11 protein-coding genes are annotated in these 17,768 nt (G+C 37.1%); all 11 read left to right on the plus strand.

From position 1 onward, the window contains the following. The first annotated feature begins 1 nt into the window (after window position 1). The 11 genes from essC (at window position 2) to B9N79_RS05295 (ending at window position 17,759) form a co-directional block, all read left to right on the plus strand. Window positions 2-4,021, plus strand: a complete 4,020-nt coding sequence (essC, locus tag B9N79_RS05245; RefSeq protein WP_085117884.1) for a type VII secretion protein EssC — start codon at window positions 2-4, stop codon at window positions 4,019-4,021. A gap of 202 nt (window positions 4,022-4,223) precedes the next feature. Further along, a complete protein-coding gene (locus tag B9N79_RS05250) occupies window positions 4,224-4,496 on the plus strand; it encodes a WXG100 family type VII secretion target (RefSeq protein ID WP_019392116.1) in 273 nt (90 codons plus the stop codon). Window positions 4,497-4,620: 124 nt separating this feature from the next. After that, complete coding sequence (locus tag B9N79_RS05255; protein WP_167555100.1) at window positions 4,621-7,254, plus strand: tetratricopeptide repeat protein; 2,634 nt, start codon at window positions 4,621-4,623, stop codon at window positions 7,252-7,254. A gap of 17 nt (window positions 7,255-7,271) precedes the next feature. Further along, complete coding sequence (locus B9N79_RS26370) at window positions 7,272-10,043, plus strand: hypothetical protein (protein WP_205635662.1); 2,772 nt, start codon at window positions 7,272-7,274, stop codon at window positions 10,041-10,043. A gap of 148 nt (window positions 10,044-10,191) precedes the next feature. Then, a complete protein-coding gene (locus B9N79_RS05265; RefSeq protein WP_046217704.1) occupies window positions 10,192-11,217 on the plus strand; it encodes an ADP-ribosylglycohydrolase family protein in 1,026 nt (341 codons plus the stop codon). A gap of 227 nt (window positions 11,218-11,444) precedes the next feature. Further along, on the plus strand, window positions 11,445-12,119 hold the full coding sequence (locus tag B9N79_RS05270) for a hypothetical protein (protein ID WP_085117890.1): 675 nt from the start codon (window positions 11,445-11,447) through the stop codon (window positions 12,117-12,119). Window positions 12,120-12,326: 207 nt separating this feature from the next. After that, window positions 12,327-15,113, plus strand: a complete 2,787-nt coding sequence (locus B9N79_RS05275; RefSeq protein ID WP_085117893.1) for a sigma-54-dependent transcriptional regulator — start codon at window positions 12,327-12,329, stop codon at window positions 15,111-15,113. Between the two features lie 91 nt (window positions 15,114-15,204). After that, window positions 15,205-15,624, plus strand: coding sequence for a PTS sugar transporter subunit IIA (locus tag B9N79_RS05280; protein ID WP_046217701.1), 420 nt, complete (start codon window positions 15,205-15,207; stop codon window positions 15,622-15,624). 18 nt (window positions 15,625-15,642) lie between these two features. After that, complete coding sequence (locus tag B9N79_RS05285; RefSeq protein WP_046217700.1) at window positions 15,643-16,113, plus strand: PTS sugar transporter subunit IIB; 471 nt, start codon at window positions 15,643-15,645, stop codon at window positions 16,111-16,113. Between the two features lie 28 nt (window positions 16,114-16,141). Beyond that, the gene (locus B9N79_RS05290) at window positions 16,142-16,927 is read left to right on the plus strand and encodes a PTS mannose/fructose/sorbose/N-acetylgalactosamine transporter subunit IIC (protein ID WP_046217699.1); all 786 of its coding nucleotides are present in this window, start codon (window positions 16,142-16,144) and stop codon (window positions 16,925-16,927) included. Beyond that, entirely contained in the window at window positions 16,905-17,759 is an 855-nt protein-coding gene (locus B9N79_RS05295) for a PTS system mannose/fructose/sorbose family transporter subunit IID (protein ID WP_376752404.1), read from the plus strand. The genes B9N79_RS05290 and B9N79_RS05295 overlap by 23 nt, the downstream gene beginning before the upstream one ends. Window positions 17,760-17,768 lie beyond the last annotated feature (9 nt).

Raw genomic sequence — 17,768 nt, forward strand, 5'->3', positions numbered from 1 at the left:
TATGAGAAAATCACCGTACTTTAAACGTTCACCTCGTTTAAAGCTTGCTTTGCCAACAGGGAAAATGGTTGTTCATAGTCCAAAACAAGAACCGCAGGAGCCGAAATTTTCATTTGAATCAATGGTTATTCCTATATTTCTAACGGCTGCAACGGTTGGGATTATGTTTTGGCTGTCCAAAACGGTTATGAACAACAGTATGTATCCCATTTTTATGCTTGCGATGAGCGTACCCATGATTGGTTCTTACACAGCTACAATTGTGATGCATTTTCGCAAAAAGAAAGCACATAGAAATGAAGTCGAAACATTACATAGAGAATATCTAGAGCAAATTGAAAAACATCAAAAAGAAATTGAAGACATCCGTGCTGATCAAGAAGCGTTTTTACGTCAGCATAATCCACATCCTGATCATTGTTTGGAGCGGATTCACCAGCGTAAAAGTACGCTTTGGGAGAGAACGCCGCAAACAGATGACTTTTTAGAACTTCGCGTAGGAATCGGAAAACGACCGTTTCAAATGGAAATAGAAGTACCAAATCAGCAAGGATATGATGTAAACCCGCTTATTGCGGAAGCTCAAAAATTACAGGAGCATTATCGTGAAGTTGTGGGAGTACCTGTTACAATTCCGTTAAAAGAAAAGCGTGTCGTTGGTCTTGTTGGAGACAGAGCGGAAATTTTAAACTTAGCACGCGTTCTTTCCTTACAGCTTGTGACACATCATTCACCTGAAGAAGTGAAAGTTGTCTCAAACTACAGTGAAGAAGAGGAAGAAGAATGGTCGTGGATGCGCTGGCTGCCACACACGTGGAGCCCAGGGCGAAAGCTACGCTATATGGCAAAAGGGCAAGAAGAGACAACAGAGCTGTTTGAGACGCTTTACAGCATGTTAAATATTCGTAGACTTGAAAAGGGAGCCGACAATAAAAAAGAAGCACATGTGCCTGAGTTTGTGTTCTTTTTAAGCGACTTAACGCTCTTAGAGGATGATCCATTGCTTCCTCTTCTTTTAAATCAAGAAGAAGAAATTGGAGCTTGTACGTTTTTAATGTCTCCTGAAAAAGAGACGCTGCCAATGGAATGTGAACTTATTATTGAAGTGAAAAATGGCGTGGCTAAGCTTTACGAAACGTTTGCTGGTGAAGATGAAATTCAATATTTCACAGGCTCTGAAAAAGTAGCGATTGATCAGTTTTCTTTAAAGGAAGCAAAAGAAATGGCCCGAGCAAGCGCACCGCTTCGTGTAAAAGAGTCGGCGTCAATTAATGTACCGAACGTGCTTACTTTCTTATCAATGTACGAAAAACAGCGTGTGGAAGAATTAAATGTGCTTGATCGTTGGAATGAAAACCGTTATCCACTTACGCTTCCGGTTATTATCGGAGTGAGGGAAGGAAATAAACCCGTTTTCTTGAACATCCACGACAAAATTGAAAAAGGTGGGCATGGCCCCCACGGTTTAATGGCTGGAACAACAGGGTCGGGAAAAAGTGAAGTCATTCAGTCCATCATTTTATCACTTGCCCTAACATACCATCCGCACGAGCTTTCTTTTATGCTTATTGACTATAAAGGCGGAGGAATGTCCAATACGTTTGACGGTCTTCCCCACGTTGTAGCAGCGATTACAAACTTAGAAGATCCAAATCTGATTCAACGGGCTAAAACTTCCCTTCGAGCAGAGCTTGAACGCCGGCAAAAGCTGTTTAATAAAGCAGGGAATCTTCAGCATATTGATGAGTATTTCAAATCAGATTGGCGTTTTAAAGAGCCGCTTCCACATTTGTTCATTGTTATTGATGAATTTGCTCAACTGAAAAAAGAGCAGCCTGAATTTATGGATGAGCTTGTTAGCATTGCCGCAATTGGACGTACACTAGGTGTTCACCTTCTGCTTGCAACCCAAAAACCAACTGGAGTTGTTAATGATAAAATTTGGAGTAACTCGCGCTTTAAAGTGTGTTTGCGTGTACAAGATGAAACAGACAGCCGAGAGATGATTAAAATTCCGAATGCAGCAGATATCAATGTGCCAGGACGAGGCTATTTTCAAGTTGGAAACAATGAAGTGCTTGAATATTTCCAATCTGCATGGAGTGGGGCTCCGTATCATCCAGAGAAGGAAGAACAAGAGCGCCAAATCGAGATTGCTAAAATTGAGCTAAATGGAGCGCGCTCCTATTATGAAGCTCCAAAATCTGAAAAGGAAACAGAGCAAAAGCAAATCAATGCGCTTATTCACTATATAAGCAATGAAGCAAAACTTGCGAGTGTCGAACCATTACAAGGACCGTGGCAGCCGCCACTTCCGCAGTCATTACCAATTACTGACCTCATTGAATCTGAAAAGTGGAGTGTTGAGCGCTGGAAAGAAAAGAAAGAAGGTTTGATGATTACATCAGGACTAATTGATGATGTTCGCAATCAAACACAGTTTCCAATTTCTATTGACTTGGAAGCAGGACATTTTCTTATCTACGGGATGCCTGGTTCAGGAAAAACATACTTCCTTCAGTCTGCGCTTTTATCCTTGTTTTTTAACTATGCGCCAAGCGAGTTAAACGCTTATATTATTGACTTTAGTCGTCAGTTTCATGACTTTAATTACTTCCCGCATGTTGGGGACGTCATTGGAGAAGAACAAGAAGAAAAAATGATGCGCTTGTTTAAATTTCTTCAAAAAGAACTGCGTTTACGTATTTCTCTTTTCTCTGAGCATGGAGTAAGTTCACCTGTGAACTACCGACGTTTAACAGGGGAAGAGCTACCTGCTATCGTTGTAGCGATTGATGGCTACGCGACATTTAGAAAGACATTTGAAGCAGAAAATGAGCAGTTTGAGTACTTGCTTCGAGATGGAGCAAAATATGGCATTTATTTCATCACAAGTATTAACCAAGCAAATGATATGTACGAGCGATATCGCAATAACTTCCAATCAGCAGTAGCTTTTGAGCTCGCAGATCGTTCGGATTTCCATTTTGCAGTTGGAAGACCTGACTTTGCTGCAACAGATTTGCCGCCAGGACGAGGATTTATTAAAGGAAGCACTCCACCATATATGTTCCAAGCAGCAACGCCGTATGAAGGAGAAGACGAGCTTGAGAAAATGAAATTCCTGCAGAGCTGGGGAAAAAGAATGAAGGAAGAAAATAAAGGAAGCGAAGCATTCTCAATTCCGCTCGTCCCAAAACTTGTTACACTAAAGGACCTTTATAACCGAAGAGATCGAATTAAACCGAAAACATTGCCATTTGGACTTGAAAAAGAAGATTTAAATGTTCTATCGCTTGATATTGAAGAGGAGAACCACATTATTGTCTCAGGACGCGTTGAGTCAGGAAAAACAGCTCTCCTTCAAACACTGATTTTAGGAATGGGTAGACAGTTTAGAAGTGATGAGATTGACATATATCTTATCGAACTTGAGCCAAAGCGTAATGGAATGCTTACACTTGCTTCTCTTCCACATGTAAAAGGCTATGCAACAGATCTTACGCAAGCAAATGAGCTTTTCGATGAAATTGAAAGAGAACTTTCAACGCGAGAAGGTGCATCACTTGATTTCGGAAGTTTCCAAGATGAAGAAGGCCCAACATACAAACCGCTCATTATTGTTGTTGATGATGGAGAGAACTTTATGAGCCAAGTTTCCATGGACTTTAACATAAAACCAAAGCTTGAAAGTATTACCAAAACGGCTCGGCAAAAAAATGTCCACTTTATCTTTGCAGGAAGTGTAGGAGGATTCACAGCATACGGCCATGACACATGGTTTGTAAACCTTAAAAAGAAATTTACCGGCATTTTACTCGGCTCAACAATGTCAAATGACCTTTATTTCTTTAATATGAGGTTAACACATAGTGAAACAGACCAAGAGCTTCCAGCAGGAGAAGGTTTTATTATAAGAGGACAGCATGAGAAGATAAAAGCAGCTCTTCCATTTCTCGACAAAGAAGAACAAAAAAGCTTGCTTACGAAGTTATCGAAAACTGAGGAATTTGTTGAATAATGTCGAATTAGGTGTGTATAGAACTAGAACTATAGAATTATAAAAAATGCTAGTTTAAAGGGAGTTTAGTAGTATCTTCCTTAGTTGTCTAGTTATAAAGGCTTAAATTCCTCTAAAACTATTTAGTTTCCTATCAAGTTATAATATATTATTTCATGTAATATATTTACTCTATTTGAATATAAAGGAGCTGCAAAATATTATGTCAATGAAAATTCTTGTTTCACCAGAAGAACTAGATGGAATTTCAAGACAGTTTAAAAACGGTGCAGATCAAAGTCGTCAACAATGTTCAACTTTAAGAAACGCACTAAATTCGCTTGATGGACGCTGGGATGGAGCAACAAAACAACGTTTCTTCACACAGTTTGAACAGTCTCAAAAACATATGGAAGCATATACACAGTTACTTGATTCGATTGGTCAAGAGTTAGCTGATATCGCAACACGTTTCCGTCAAGTTGACGGTCAATAAGACCATGATTGGAGGAAGGCTAGCTACAGCAAAGGTAGCTAGCCTTTCTTACGATAAATCAAAGGGCCGTTATTCAAATAAAGAGTAAATCGTTTTAACTATAAAAAGAATTGAGGGTATGCTTATGAGCTTTCATCCGGAAGTTGGCGATGAGATTAAGCTTTTCTCGACATCCTACTCATTTACAAAACATCCTGCGGTTGTTGGAATAGATATGCCTTACGGACAAGAAGGCAGACAAGGGACCGTCTATCAGCTTAAAACAACAAAAGCAGGGAGAAAAGACTTTGTAGCTCTTAAAGTATTTCGCGACCGCTTCAGAGGCCCCAATCAAGTAGGGGTTGCTCAAGATATTAAGCCATATGCTGAACTGCCTGGCCTTCGCGTTTGCGCGCGAAAAGTCGTTGAAATAAAAGAACACGAGCACTTGCTTTCCACTTATGAAGATTTGCAATATTCCCTAATGATGCCGTGGATTGAAGGTCCAACATGGGCAGACATTATTGTGGATGAAAAAAAGATAACAAGTGATGAAAGCTTATACATAGCATGTATGTTTACGTACATTTTACGAGAGTTAGAGCAGCGCGAACTTGCACACTGTGATTTGTCCTCAAGTAATATTATTCTTCCATTCTTTTCAACTGAACGAAGAGATGGGGTTGGAAACATTGAATTTGTTGATGTTGAAGAAATGTATGCGCCACATCTGACAAAACCAAAGTCTTTGCCAGGCGGATCTTTCGGATATGCTCCTTACTATATTAAGGAAGGAAAATGGTGTAAGGAAGCGGATCGTTTCTCAGGAGCTGTACTACTAGCTGAGATGGTCTCTTGGCATAGTGATGAAGTGAGAAAAAATAAAGCAGACGATGCAAGCTACTTTAAACCAGATGAAATTGGTCAAAACAATGATCGATTTAAGCTTCTATTAAAAACAATAAGTGGAACGCTTGGACCAGAAAGCAAGAACTTGTTCAAGAAAGTTTGGAAGAGTAAGAGGTTAGAAGATTGTCCAACATTTAAGGAATGGTATGACCTTTTCCCTGAAAATGTTAGAAATCGAGTTGAAGAAGATGTCACACGCATTCAAGGTGAAAAAGGGGATAACGAATTATCGGTTCAGGATCACCTTGACATTGCGGCGAAATTTGAAGGATTAGGTCAAAAAGACGCAGCAGAGCTTGAATATCGCTATGTTGTTCATCATTTTCAAGAACACAAATCAATTGTTAAAGAGATTGAGATGTTTCTTGATCAGCCTTATGAAGAAAGCAACAGGCTCTTCATTGTCCAAGACTACCTAGAGGCTGCTGCTCATTTTGAGAAGCTTTATGACTATGACCAAGCGCTTCTTTTTTACAAACGAGCAAGCATGCTGCCAAGCATTGAACCTGCATTTAAAACAGAGCTTCAGTTCATTATGAGTGAGCTTGCTGAAAAACGGGACGAGGAGTCAGGACAAAAATCAACGACTGAAACATTTCAGGAACTACTGAAAGAAGATGAAGAAAAGCGTCCTGTGACGCCAATTCAAACAAGACCCTTTACACAAGAAGCAAAAAAACCTGCCAAGCAAAAGGTTGGCACATTTGTTAAAAAGCGCTGGATCATGATTTCTGTTGTGACGCTTGTTATTGTCACAATTGGCGTTACTGTCTGGGCTTTCCGTTATTCAGCAAATGAGAAGTGGGAAACAACGCTTGCTCATGGCACAGAAGCATATGAAAAAGGCGATTACCTTCAAGCAGAAGAGTATTTTAAGAGCGCAATGGAGCAAAAGAAAGAGCCTGAAGTATATTTAAAGCTTGGTCAACTTTACTTAGCAACAGGTGAAAATGATAAAGCATCAACGCTTTTTGATGAAGCATTTCAGCAAAAAGAGCTATCGAAAAGCAGCCAAAAAGCAAACTACCTAGCAGGACAGTCTTACTATAGAGAAAAAACGTATGCAAAAGCAATCACCTATTTTGAACAAGGATATGAAGCAAAGAAAAGCTCGTACTATAACCGCCTTGTTCATGATTTAGTTGAAAGTTATATTGCGATTGGCAAGTTGAATAAAGCGAACTATATTGTTGAAGATATTCCGCAAGATGATGCTGAAAGTCAGGCTCTTTATCAATATTTAAAAGGCGAGCTTTTCTCTATTGTTGAGCGCTATGATGAAGCTCTTACGTACTATAAGAAAGCAGTGGAGCTTGAAGGAACACGAGATCGCCATGTTGAGGCCCTTTCAGATACGTATGCACTTATTAATGAGATGCCAAGTACAACAAATGAACAAAAGCGAGCGAACTATGAAGAAGGCATAAGCATTCTAGCTGTTGTGTTAAAAGAAGAGCCGAAGAACGAACAGCTTTTAGCACGTCTCGGACGCATGCATTATGATTTTGGACAACTGCTTACAGAGCTGAATGATAACGGAGCTACAGCGCAATATCGAAAAGCGCTTGATGATTATAAAACAGCATTAGGTCTTGGGGTGAAAAGTGAGAACCTTCTTATTAACACCGCTCTTGCTAGCAACAAAGTGGGAGATAAAAAGGCAGCTGAAGCGTACTTTAAAACAGCGCGCGAGGACTATCCAAACAGCAGCAATACACTGTTTGTATATGCTAAATTCAAGCTTGGTGAAAAGCAATATAAAGAAGCTGAAACTTACTTCAACCAAGTAATTGAAATGAATGATAACGAAGAATATGTTCAGTCTTCAAAAGATGCTGTTCAAAAAATGAAAGAAGGTAATTTACTTTAATTGGGAGGGAAAACAACATGGAAGAACAACAAAATGAGAAAATGTCACCAAAAGCAAGATGGATTATTGGAGGCATTGTTACCATCTGTCTTGCTGTTCTGATCGTAGTGGCAATCCAGCTTAATAAAAAGCAGGAGCCAGAAGTAGCGACAGAAGCAACGCAAGATAAAAAAGAAAAAACAGCTGATGAACAGATTGGAAGCGACCTTGAGAAAGCCTTAAGTGAATTAAAGAAAGATAAAAGCAGTGAGGATAAGAAAACAGCCAGCAAAGATAAAACAACGGCAACAAAATCAAGCGACCCGTTTGCTTATCTTTTTAACCCATCAAAATCAGATGATCCTTTAACATTTCTAAGCATTGATCCAACAGACCTTCCGGATGTTCCAGAGCCTGTTGTGAGTAAGACAGAGGATGTAGCAGGGGTGCAGGATGACAAAACGCCGAATGGTCCTGTTGCTGTGCTACCAACGGATTTAAATCAGACCCCATTACCGGATGTTGATGATCCAAAGCTTTCGGGAGGGCGTTTAGATTTAGGGGAAGATAAGGACGATGATGATACTGTTTCTAGTGGTTCACCTTTAGATGGTATTAATGGTGATCCGACAACGCCGGATGATAAGCCGACAGATCCAGACGATAAGCCGACAGATCCAGATGATAAGCCGACAGATCCAGATGATAAGCCGACAGATCCAGATGATAAGCCGACAGATCCAGATGATAAGCCGACAGATCCAGATGATAAGCCGACAGATCCAGATGATAAGCCGACAGATCCAGATGATAAGCCGACAGATCCAGATGATAAGCCGACAGATCCGGATGATAAGCCAACAGATCCGGATGATAAGCCGACAGATCCAGATGATAAGCCGACAGACCCGGATGATAAGCCGACAGACCCGGATGATAAGCCGACAGACCCGGATGATAAGCCCCTTGAGAATGTTTCTATTGCTCTTCAAGAAGAAACATATGACCGTTTAATATCTTATAAAGAACAACAGCAAATATATAATGCCCTTTATTATGGGAATAAAGAGAACTTAAAAGATCAAAAAATTGTTACCTTATTGGACGAGATGCTTAAAAATTACAATAATGCAAGTGATACGGATATTACGGCTCGTCAGCTTATTCAATCTTTAAACCAATCTCAGCTTAATGATGAGCAAGCTAGAGTATACAATGCACAGCTTGCAAAGCTTAAGGAAGAAATTGAAAAAGTTACGCGTGAAGAATATGTTGATGTTTATGTTATTAACGAAGGAAGCTCCAAAGATCAGCTTTATTACGCTGGTACATTTAAAGACCTTTTAAATGGAAACAAGGATGAACTGGAGAAAGCGAAAAACAGCGAGATGGCTTTAGCAGATCAAAAAGCAAATGAAGCTGCTGAGAATTTAAAAAATAATAAGCTAGATGAGCTGCAACGTAAAGCTAATCAAAAAGCCCTTATTGAAGCAATTAATAGCTATCAACTTATTGCAAATTATTCAACCGAGGCTGATAACGAAGCAGAAGCTAAACGAAACGAAGCACTCCGCATCCTTAGCGAATCAGTGGAAGTTTCAGATGAGCCTGAAATAGAAAATAATGATACAACTAAAGTAGAAACAGATGATGATAATAAGACTGAACCAAAAGTTGATGATCAAAAAGAACTTAAAAAGTCTCTTGATCAGTTGATGGAAGACGGGGAATATATCCAAGTTCTTCAACAAGCTTCAGCATATGTAGAACAGTATCCAGAATTGGAAGATACTATCAAGGAAGCAAGTGAGAAGCTTCTTGAACAATCTATTAAAGATATGAAGAGCAATAATGCTTATAAATATGAGGATACGAAGAAATATCTCTCCCAAAGCTATGCTGCTTTAACTGGACTATCAACAGTACCAAGTGAAGTTAGTGAAAAAGCACAAGATGAGTTTTACGGCTATCGCTTAGTTATGCAAGCTGAAAAACTAATTGACGAAGATCCAACACAAGCCGTTATTTTTGCTCATGAAGGCTATAAACGTCAGGAAACAAATGGAGCAAAAGATGTTCTACAAAAAGCGAACACAGCTTTAAGTGAAAAAGCGGTAGGCATGGAGCAAGAGCAAGCTGAACGTGCATACGAGATCTTAACAGTAACAGCCCAAGATGTAAATGAGGATATTGCGCAAACCGCTGTTGATCGTAAGACAGCTTATGGATATGCTGCAACTGGTAAAGATCTTCACGAAAAAGGTAATAATCAAGAAGCTATTGTCTACTTTAGTGAAGCAAACAGACTGTATCCAGAGAAAGACTTGACATCGACAATAATGAAGGAAACGGCTCAAGCATTGTTAGATGAAGTAGGTACAGAAGACGTTACCGAACAAATTAAGATCTACAATTTGTTAGTAAACGTAAAAGGTCTTGATGAAAGTATAAAAACTCAAGCAGAAAGTCGTAAGACAGTGATTGATATACTTGATCGAGTAAACACTTTAGAAAAACAAGAACAAAATGTAGAAGAACGCACACAACAAGTGTTTTATTACTTAGATGAAGCAGTTGGAGCAGCAGAAAACTCAGGCTGGTCTGATGAAGAAAAAGCAAAAGTTCAACAGCGTTATGATGCTCACATAAGCAGTATGCTAGAACAAGCTCAAACATGGAGTACAGGAAGTGAAGAAGAGCGAAAGAACGCAGCAGTTTATTATAAAGTTATTGCTGAAAAGGGCACGCACGTAGGAGAAGAAACAGTAGCAAATGCTAAAGAAGCGTTAACTGAGCTTGGATATAAGTAATAAAGGAGAGGCCGGAGAAATCCGGCCTTTATTCTATAAAAAAGTTATAGGTTAACAGTAAAATAGAATGTGAGGGACATGATGATAGAGTACGAAAAATATTTAGAAAGAGTAAAGGAATATAAACATAAAGGAGGATGTGAGAGCGATGACTGGAAGAAGAATGATAGATCGATGGGAAGGCGACAATAAGTCATTTTTAACAGTAAATATACAAAAACGAGTTTTGCCTACGCTTTACGGGGGTATCATTGGCGATATGTTAGGAGTTCCTGTTGAATTCAAAAAGAGAGGCACTTTTCATATTGATGATGTAACAGGATATGGTACATACAATCAGCCACCTGGCACATGGTCAGACGATACATCGATGACTTTATGTTTGGTTGAAAACTTAATTGAACAAGGGAATCTAACAGACTTGATGAAGAAGTTTGTGCAATATGAAGAACAAGGCTACCTTGCCCCTCATGGGAAAATGTTTGACATCGGAATCGCGACCGTAAAGGCCATTAGACGTTTTAAAGGTGGAACCCCAGCAGAACATTGTGGGGGAACATCAGAATACGATAATGGAAATGGAGCAATCATGAGAATTGCTCCATTGTCTCTTCTCTTAGATAATGAGTTTAACTTTGTGAAAAAAGCTGAATTTATAAAACAATATACGGAAATAACGCATGGTCATCCTAGGGCTATAGTAGGTTCTATCATTTATATAGAGTTATTGTTAAGACTATATTTAAATAATCCGCTAGAACAGGGTATAAAAGATATACAGTTGCTCTTTAAAGAAAACTTTGATGAAAATCATATCTATCTAAAAGAGCTTAAAAACTATGAAAGAATTTTTCAGGAGAACTTCTTAGAAATTCCTAAAGAAGAAATCCGCTCAAGTGGCTACGTTGTTCATACACTAGAGGCTGCAATCTGGTGTCTAGGAACAACGTCTTCCTTCAAAGAAGCAGTTTTAAAAGCTGTAAATTTAGGAGAGGATACAGATACAGTCGCCTCTATTACAGGATCGTTAGCAGGAATGTATTACAAAATGGAGGGTATGCCAGAAGAATGGCTAGAGAAAATAGCACGAAAAGATAAAGTGGATGAACTTATTAAAGGCTTCTGTAATTTTAGAGTGGATAAAGCAGTTATGGAAGAGTATGATGGATGGTAAATGTAGCAATTAAAATACATTCTTACAATGTGTTCATTAATAAAAACCTTAGTTAGTTTAGAACTAGCTAAGGTTTTTATTATATTTAGGTGAAAAAAACTATTATGAACACTATATTAACTAGAAGAAAAGCAGGAAGGAACGCCAAAAGAAGCGAAAATATTTAAATGATTAAAAGAAGAGAGAGTGTACTATCTTTTTAAAATAGGGTTTAAGGAGAGTTTATCATGAAGAAACTAGGCTGTTTTCATGCTCACCATTCTAATATCGAATATATTGAAAAAGCACTAGGAAACTATAGTATCAAGCTTATCCATTTTGTAGATCCTGGCTTTGATGGTCGTAAGGGAGAGAGTGATTTTACAAGTGAGCTAGTCCACAAAAGGATTAAAGATATGCTGAATTGGATAGCAGGTTCAGGTGTTGACGGAATCTTGGTTACATGTACGTTTTTCACTACTCATTTTCAAGGGGAGGAATTAGAATGTCCTGTTCCCATAATAAACATTGATACTCCTTTATTTCATGATATTTGTGAAAGAGAAGGTTTGCAAACATTGATATTTACTAATCCTGATACAGTTGAAGGCACGATGAATCAACTAGTTGAATTTGCTCGCAGAGGTAAGAAGAAAATTAAAGTTATACCACATCTTGTAGATAATGCTTTTAACCTTATTATGACGGGAGAACAAGAGAATTATAGAGCTCTAGTAGAAGAGAAATTAGAAGATTATATAGAAGAGCATATTGACAAGACACTTTCGGTTGCTCAACTTTCTATGGCCTCATCAGCTGAAAATGTGGAAGGAAAAACAGGTGTTTTCGTTGGAAGTCCCGTGAAGTCGCTCGGGAGGTATGTAGAAAAAGCTCTAAATTATAAATGTGATATATTACCATAGATTATACTTTTAAGTTTTAGAAGTCTGAGATTAAGAAGACTTAAAAGCACAAGGTTTGAAGATGCTGACTTTCATTGTTACATAGTTTTATGGGATCTCCCCCACTACAATAAGTAAAATATTATGCATTTTAGTGAAGGAAATGACGTATTAGCTACTTCCTTAATATATAAACACCCCTAATAAGCAAAAAATTGAGGTGGGATAATGGGGCTAAAGGATGAATTGCTTTCATTTTTAGATACAGAGACGTATAGCTTGAATTTTGAGAATCCTAGTAACCGGTTGACGGCAAAAATTATAGCAGAGATGTTTTGTGTGAAACGAAATACGGTGAGTCATTACTTAAACCAATTAGTTAATGAAGAAAAAGTTATTAAAGTTAATACAAGACCTGTTTACTTTATAAGTCAGTCAATATTTGAACAACAATTTTTCCCCCTTCCATATTATACTTTCAATAGTTTTCAAGAAATATTAGAATATAGTAAAGAGATAAAAGGGAAAGGGGATATTTTTGAACGTTTAATTGGATCAAAGGGCAGTTTGAAAAAGGCAATTGAGCAAATTAAATCGTCTATTTATTATCCAAGTAATGGATTACCTATTATTTTATGCGGACCAACTGGTGTTGGAAAAAGCTATACAGCAGAACTTATGTATCATTACAGTATAGAAAAGCAGGTTATCCCTGACGATGCACCTTTTATCAGTTTTAATTGCGCACAATATGCCAATAACCCCGAATTAATGTCGAGCAATTTGTTTGGCTACGTAAAAGGAGCATTTACAGGAGCGGATAAGACGAAAGAAGGGATGCTCAAAGCTGCAGATGGGGGCATTTTGTTTTTAGACGAAGTCCATCGATTAAATGCTGAAGGCCAAGAAAAACTATTTACTTTTCTTGATCAGGGAACTTATCGTCGGATGGGAGAGAGTGAAGGTCAGCACAAAGCAAATGTTCGGATTATATTTGCTACAAATATGGACCTTGAAGGAAACTTCCTCCAAACATTCTTGAGAAGAATTCCAGTTCGCGTAGTAATCCCGGGGCTTGATGAACGAGGAGATAAGGAGAAAGAACAATTTATTTATTTGTTTTTAATTCAAGAAGCAAGAAAGCTAGGTAAACCAATTAAGATTACGAATAAGGCCCTTAATACATTGTCTAAATATTATTATATTGGAAATATTGGTGATTTGAAAAATACAATTAAATATATCTCGGCTTCTTCCTTTGCGAAGAAGCCAAATACGCAAGAAGTGTATATTACTTTGCGCGATTTACCTGACCAAGTTATTAAATATGCCCTTGAATATAAGGGAAATAAATACGAGAAAGATGGAGTTGTCACTATTCATCCTCATACAACCTTGGAGCAGCTTTATGAGACAAACACGACCCAACTACAGTATATAAAACAATCATATGAAAAAATTATTGAGCTTTTTAAATATAGTCAAATAGGAAACCGGAACCTTGACCAAACAACCTTTAATCAAAATATTATTAATGAAATTCATATGCTCTTTGATAAATTAATTTTTAATCATTCCAAGGAGAGAGCTGGAATGCTATTAGAGTTAACAACAGTAAGTGTTCAAGAGATTATTCAACATTTAGAGAGTGATTACAATGTTAAATTTACAGGAAACAGTATTTATGTAATTGCTTACTTTTTTTATTTTAAAGAAAACAAAGAGATTATATGGTCTGAAAAACAAAACAATATTATTAATAAGTTAGATCAATACGTGAAAACATTTTTTAAAACAGAATTTCAATTAGTACAACGCTTTTTACATCTGTTAGAAAAAGAATTAGATGTAACAACCTTTAAAATGGATGAAATATTTTTAACTTTTTATGTGAAAAGTTTGGAGATAGAACAGACAAATCAGCAAATTAAGTCCATCATCTTAGCACATGGTTATGCAACAGCAAGCAGTATTGCAAATGTTGCAAACCGTTTACTGAGAAAAAATGTTTTTGAGGCTTTCGATATGCCGATTGATATTTCAGTAGAAGATATTGTAGCTAAAGTGTTGAATTATATTGAACATCATGATGTATCAAAAGGTCTTGTTATTTTAGTTGATATGGGGTCTTTAAAAGATATTTATTCTCAGTTTAAAAAGCATATGAATGCACCTGTGGCTATCATTAATAATGTTTCTACCCAAATGGCCTTATTTCTCGGAAATATGTTGGAGGAAGGTGTCTATTTAGAGGAAATAATTGAGAGGTTACGTGCAGAGAATGAAACAGAGTACAGTATTATTTACCCTCAAAAAGAGAAAGAAAAAATTATTATCGCTTCATGCTTAACAGGGATGGGGACAGCTTACCAAATTCAAAAATTACTTGAATCAAGTATTCCAGAAAATTTAAATATCAAAGTAATTGCTTATGATTATAACCGGTTAAAAGAATCAGGAGTATCAGAAACTATTTTTCAAATATATGACGTATTAGCAATAGTAGGGACTGCAGATCCTAGATTAGAAGGAGTTCATTATCTTTCCCTTGAGGATATTATTTCTGGACAAGGAGAGGAAATGATGTGTGAGATTTTTCAACAGGTAGCTGATGAGGAATATCTTAAAGAAATCAATGATAGTTTAATTCGCCACTTCTCACTTGAACGTGTTATTGATTCCATCACTATATTAGATTCTGAGAAAATTCTTATTCAAGCAGAGAACTTTATTAATCTCCTAGAAATACGATTAAACAAACGAATTTCTAACGATAAAAAAGTTGCTTTATACGTGCATATAAGTTGTTTAGTTGAAAGGTTAATCCGTCAGATTCCAATTGAAACATATCCATATATGGATGAGTTTATACAGTGTCAAAAAGAAACGATTAATCATATTCAAGAATCATTTAGTGTCATAGAAGATATTTATAATGTCAAAATTAATATAGCTGAGGTTGGCTATATTTTTGATTACTTGCGTGCAGAATCCAGCTATAACACAGATTTTTAACTAATTATATTAGGATATAAAGGGCGTGCCACTAAGTTGGCACGCTTTTTGCATTATAAATTATTAAAGAGATAAGAAAGGCGGTGAAAAAATGAGATACTTTTTATTTGCCTCACATGGTCGATTTGCAGAAGGAATACTTCATTCAGTTGAAATGATAACAGGGAAGCACGATAATATTTGGACGTTGTGTGCTTATATTGATGAGCATAGCGATATAAAATCACAAATTCAAGAATTTCTAAGTAAAGTTGCTGATAATGATGAATTGGTTGTTATTACTGATATTTTTGGAGGAAGTGTTAATAACGAGTTTATGAGCCAATTAGATGATAAGCGGATTCACTTAGTAACAGGGCTCAACATTCCGCTTGTTATTGAACTTATTACAATGAACAACATAGAAGTGAATACTGAAAAATTAATTAAGACAGCCTTATATAATTCAAAGAGAACTATAAAATACTGCAATTTAGAGTTAGAAATTTCCCAACTAGATGAAGAATTTTAATAGGGAGGAAGACATTTTATGATTAAACTTTTACGCGTTGATCATCGATTACTACATGGACAGGTGGCTTTTTCTTGGACTCAGAACATAGGAGCAGACTGTATTTTGATTGCAAATGATGACGTTCTAGTAAACGAATTGCGTAAAACAACAATTAAGTTAGCAAAACCCCATGGAGTAAAATTGGTTATTAAAAATATAGAAGATTCTATAAAGGCATTAAAAAGCGGGATTACAGATAAATACAAACTATTTATTGTTGTAGAGTCCGTTTCAGATGCTGAAAGAATTGTAAGTGCTTATAGCGAAATTAAACAGGTTAATTTAGGCGGAATTAAAGCAAGAGAAGGGGCGCGCAATATTTCTAAAGCAGTAAACCTTTTACCAGAAGAGGAAGAATTAATAAGAAAGATGGTAACACAAGGAGTTGAAGTTGAGATCCGTCAAGTTCCAAATGATAGAAGAGTGCTGGCACACCATGTATTATAAAAGGTCTTTCATATAGGGGGGATTCAAATTGATTACAGCACTGTTACTTGGTTTAGTTGCCTTTATAGCACAAAGTGAATATGCCCTAGGAACCAGCTTATTATCCCGGCCACTTGTAACAGGTTTATTAGTCGGGATTGTTATGGGAGATATTAAAACAGGAGTCATTATGGGAGCGACTTTGGAATTAGCTTTTATTGGTTCTTTTTCAGTTGGAGCCGCAATCCCTCCTGATGTTGTCACAGGCGGTGTTCTTGGAACGGCATTTGCTATTTCATCAAATGCTGGTCCAGATACAGCATTGTTACTAGGATTACCCATTGCTACTCTTACGCTTGTTCTAAAGAATATTTATTTAGGGCTATTCTTACCTGCTCTATCCCATAAAGCAGATAAGTATGCTGAGGAAGGTAATACAAGAGGAATCGAAGCTATGCATTTAATAGGAGGATTCGGGCTTTCTTTTATGCTTGCAGCTATTGTTACGACTTCATTTTATGTGGGATCTGATGCTATTAAGCATGTATTAGATGCTATTCCTAACTTTATTCAAACTGGGTTAGAAGTTGCAACCGGAGTTTTACCAGCTCTTGGATTTGCAATGTTAGCTAGACTGTTAATTAATAAGAAGGTTATTCCCTACTTTTTCTTAGGATTTTTAATTGTTGCTTATTTAGAAATTCCTATAACAGGTATTGCTTTACTTGGAGCTATTGTAGCCGTAATTATGGTGAACGTTATGCAAGTTCAGAAGGCCAATCTTGCAACAAATCAAGGGGGAGTGATAGACGATGACATCGATGAAGACTTCTAATAATGAACAAGTGAAAGAAAATATAAATGAGATAGACATAAATAAAAAGGATCTTAACCGCGTATTCTGGCGTTCTTTTCAAATGGAATTCTCATGGAATTATGAGCGGCAAATGAATTTAGCTTATACGTATGCAATGATTCCCATCTTGAAAAAGCTTTATAAGAAAAAAGAAGACCTTTCTGAATCCTTGAAAAGACATCTAGAATTTTTCAATACCACTCCTCATATCGTTACGTTGATGCTAGGTGTGTCAACAGCTATGGAAAAACAAAATGCAGTTGATCCTAATTTTGATTCTTCAACAATTAATAGTGTAAAAGCTTCATTGATGGGCCCTTTGGCAGGTCTAGGGGATTCACTTTATTGGGGAACACTGCGGTTAATTGCCACAGGAATAGGCACATCACTTGCCTTGCAAGGAAATATACTTGGCCCTATTTTATTTTTACTCATTTTTAATATCCCTCATATTGTTCTTCGCTTCATTTTTACACGGTTAGGATTCAAGATGGGGACTGGTTTTCTGCAAAATCTACAAAAAAAAGGGACGATGGAAAGTCTTACATTTGGCGCTGCAATACTTGGATTGATGGTTATTGGAGGAATGAGTGCTTCTATGATTACGCTTGAAGTTCCTCTTAAAATTGGCAGCGGGGAAAATGCTACAAAGGTACAAGATATATTAAACAATATTATGCCTGGATTACTCCCATTGGGTGCTTTTGGCATCATGTATTGGTTGCTAGGAAAGGGAGTTAAAGCAACGTCCATTCTTCTAGGAATTGCCTTAGTTGGAATATGTGGAGTGTGGATCGGAGTTTTTGGTTAAGAGATAGAT

It is taken from the genome of Priestia filamentosa (genome assembly GCF_900177535.1).
In the GTDB taxonomy this organism is placed as follows: Bacteria; Bacillota; Bacilli; order Bacillales; family Bacillaceae_H; genus Bacillus_I; species Bacillus_I filamentosa.

Excerpts from the sequence above, each read along its gene's own strand:
- B9N79_RS05265 (WP_046217704.1), top strand. The coding sequence starts at position 10,192 with ATGACTGGAAGAAGAATGATAGATCGATGGGAAGGCGACAATAAGTCA.
- B9N79_RS05295 (WP_376752404.1), top strand. The coding sequence starts at position 16,905 with ATGACATCGATGAAGACTTCTAATAATGAACAAGTGAAAGAAAATATA.
- B9N79_RS05280 (WP_046217701.1), top strand. The coding sequence starts at position 15,205 with ATGAGATACTTTTTATTTGCCTCACATGGTCGATTTGCAGAAGGAATA.
- B9N79_RS05250 (WP_019392116.1), top strand. The coding sequence starts at position 4,224 with ATGTCAATGAAAATTCTTGTTTCACCAGAAGAACTAGATGGAATTTCA.
- B9N79_RS05255 (WP_167555100.1), top strand. The coding sequence starts at position 4,621 with ATGAGCTTTCATCCGGAAGTTGGCGATGAGATTAAGCTTTTCTCGACA.
- B9N79_RS05285 (WP_046217700.1), top strand. The coding sequence starts at position 15,643 with ATGATTAAACTTTTACGCGTTGATCATCGATTACTACATGGACAGGTG.
- B9N79_RS05270 (WP_085117890.1), top strand. The coding sequence starts at position 11,445 with ATGAAGAAACTAGGCTGTTTTCATGCTCACCATTCTAATATCGAATAT.
- essC (WP_085117884.1), top strand. The coding sequence starts at position 2 with ATGAGAAAATCACCGTACTTTAAACGTTCACCTCGTTTAAAGCTTGCT.
- B9N79_RS05275 (WP_085117893.1), top strand. The coding sequence starts at position 12,327 with ATGGGGCTAAAGGATGAATTGCTTTCATTTTTAGATACAGAGACGTAT.
- B9N79_RS26370 (WP_205635662.1), top strand. The coding sequence starts at position 7,272 with ATGGAAGAACAACAAAATGAGAAAATGTCACCAAAAGCAAGATGGATT.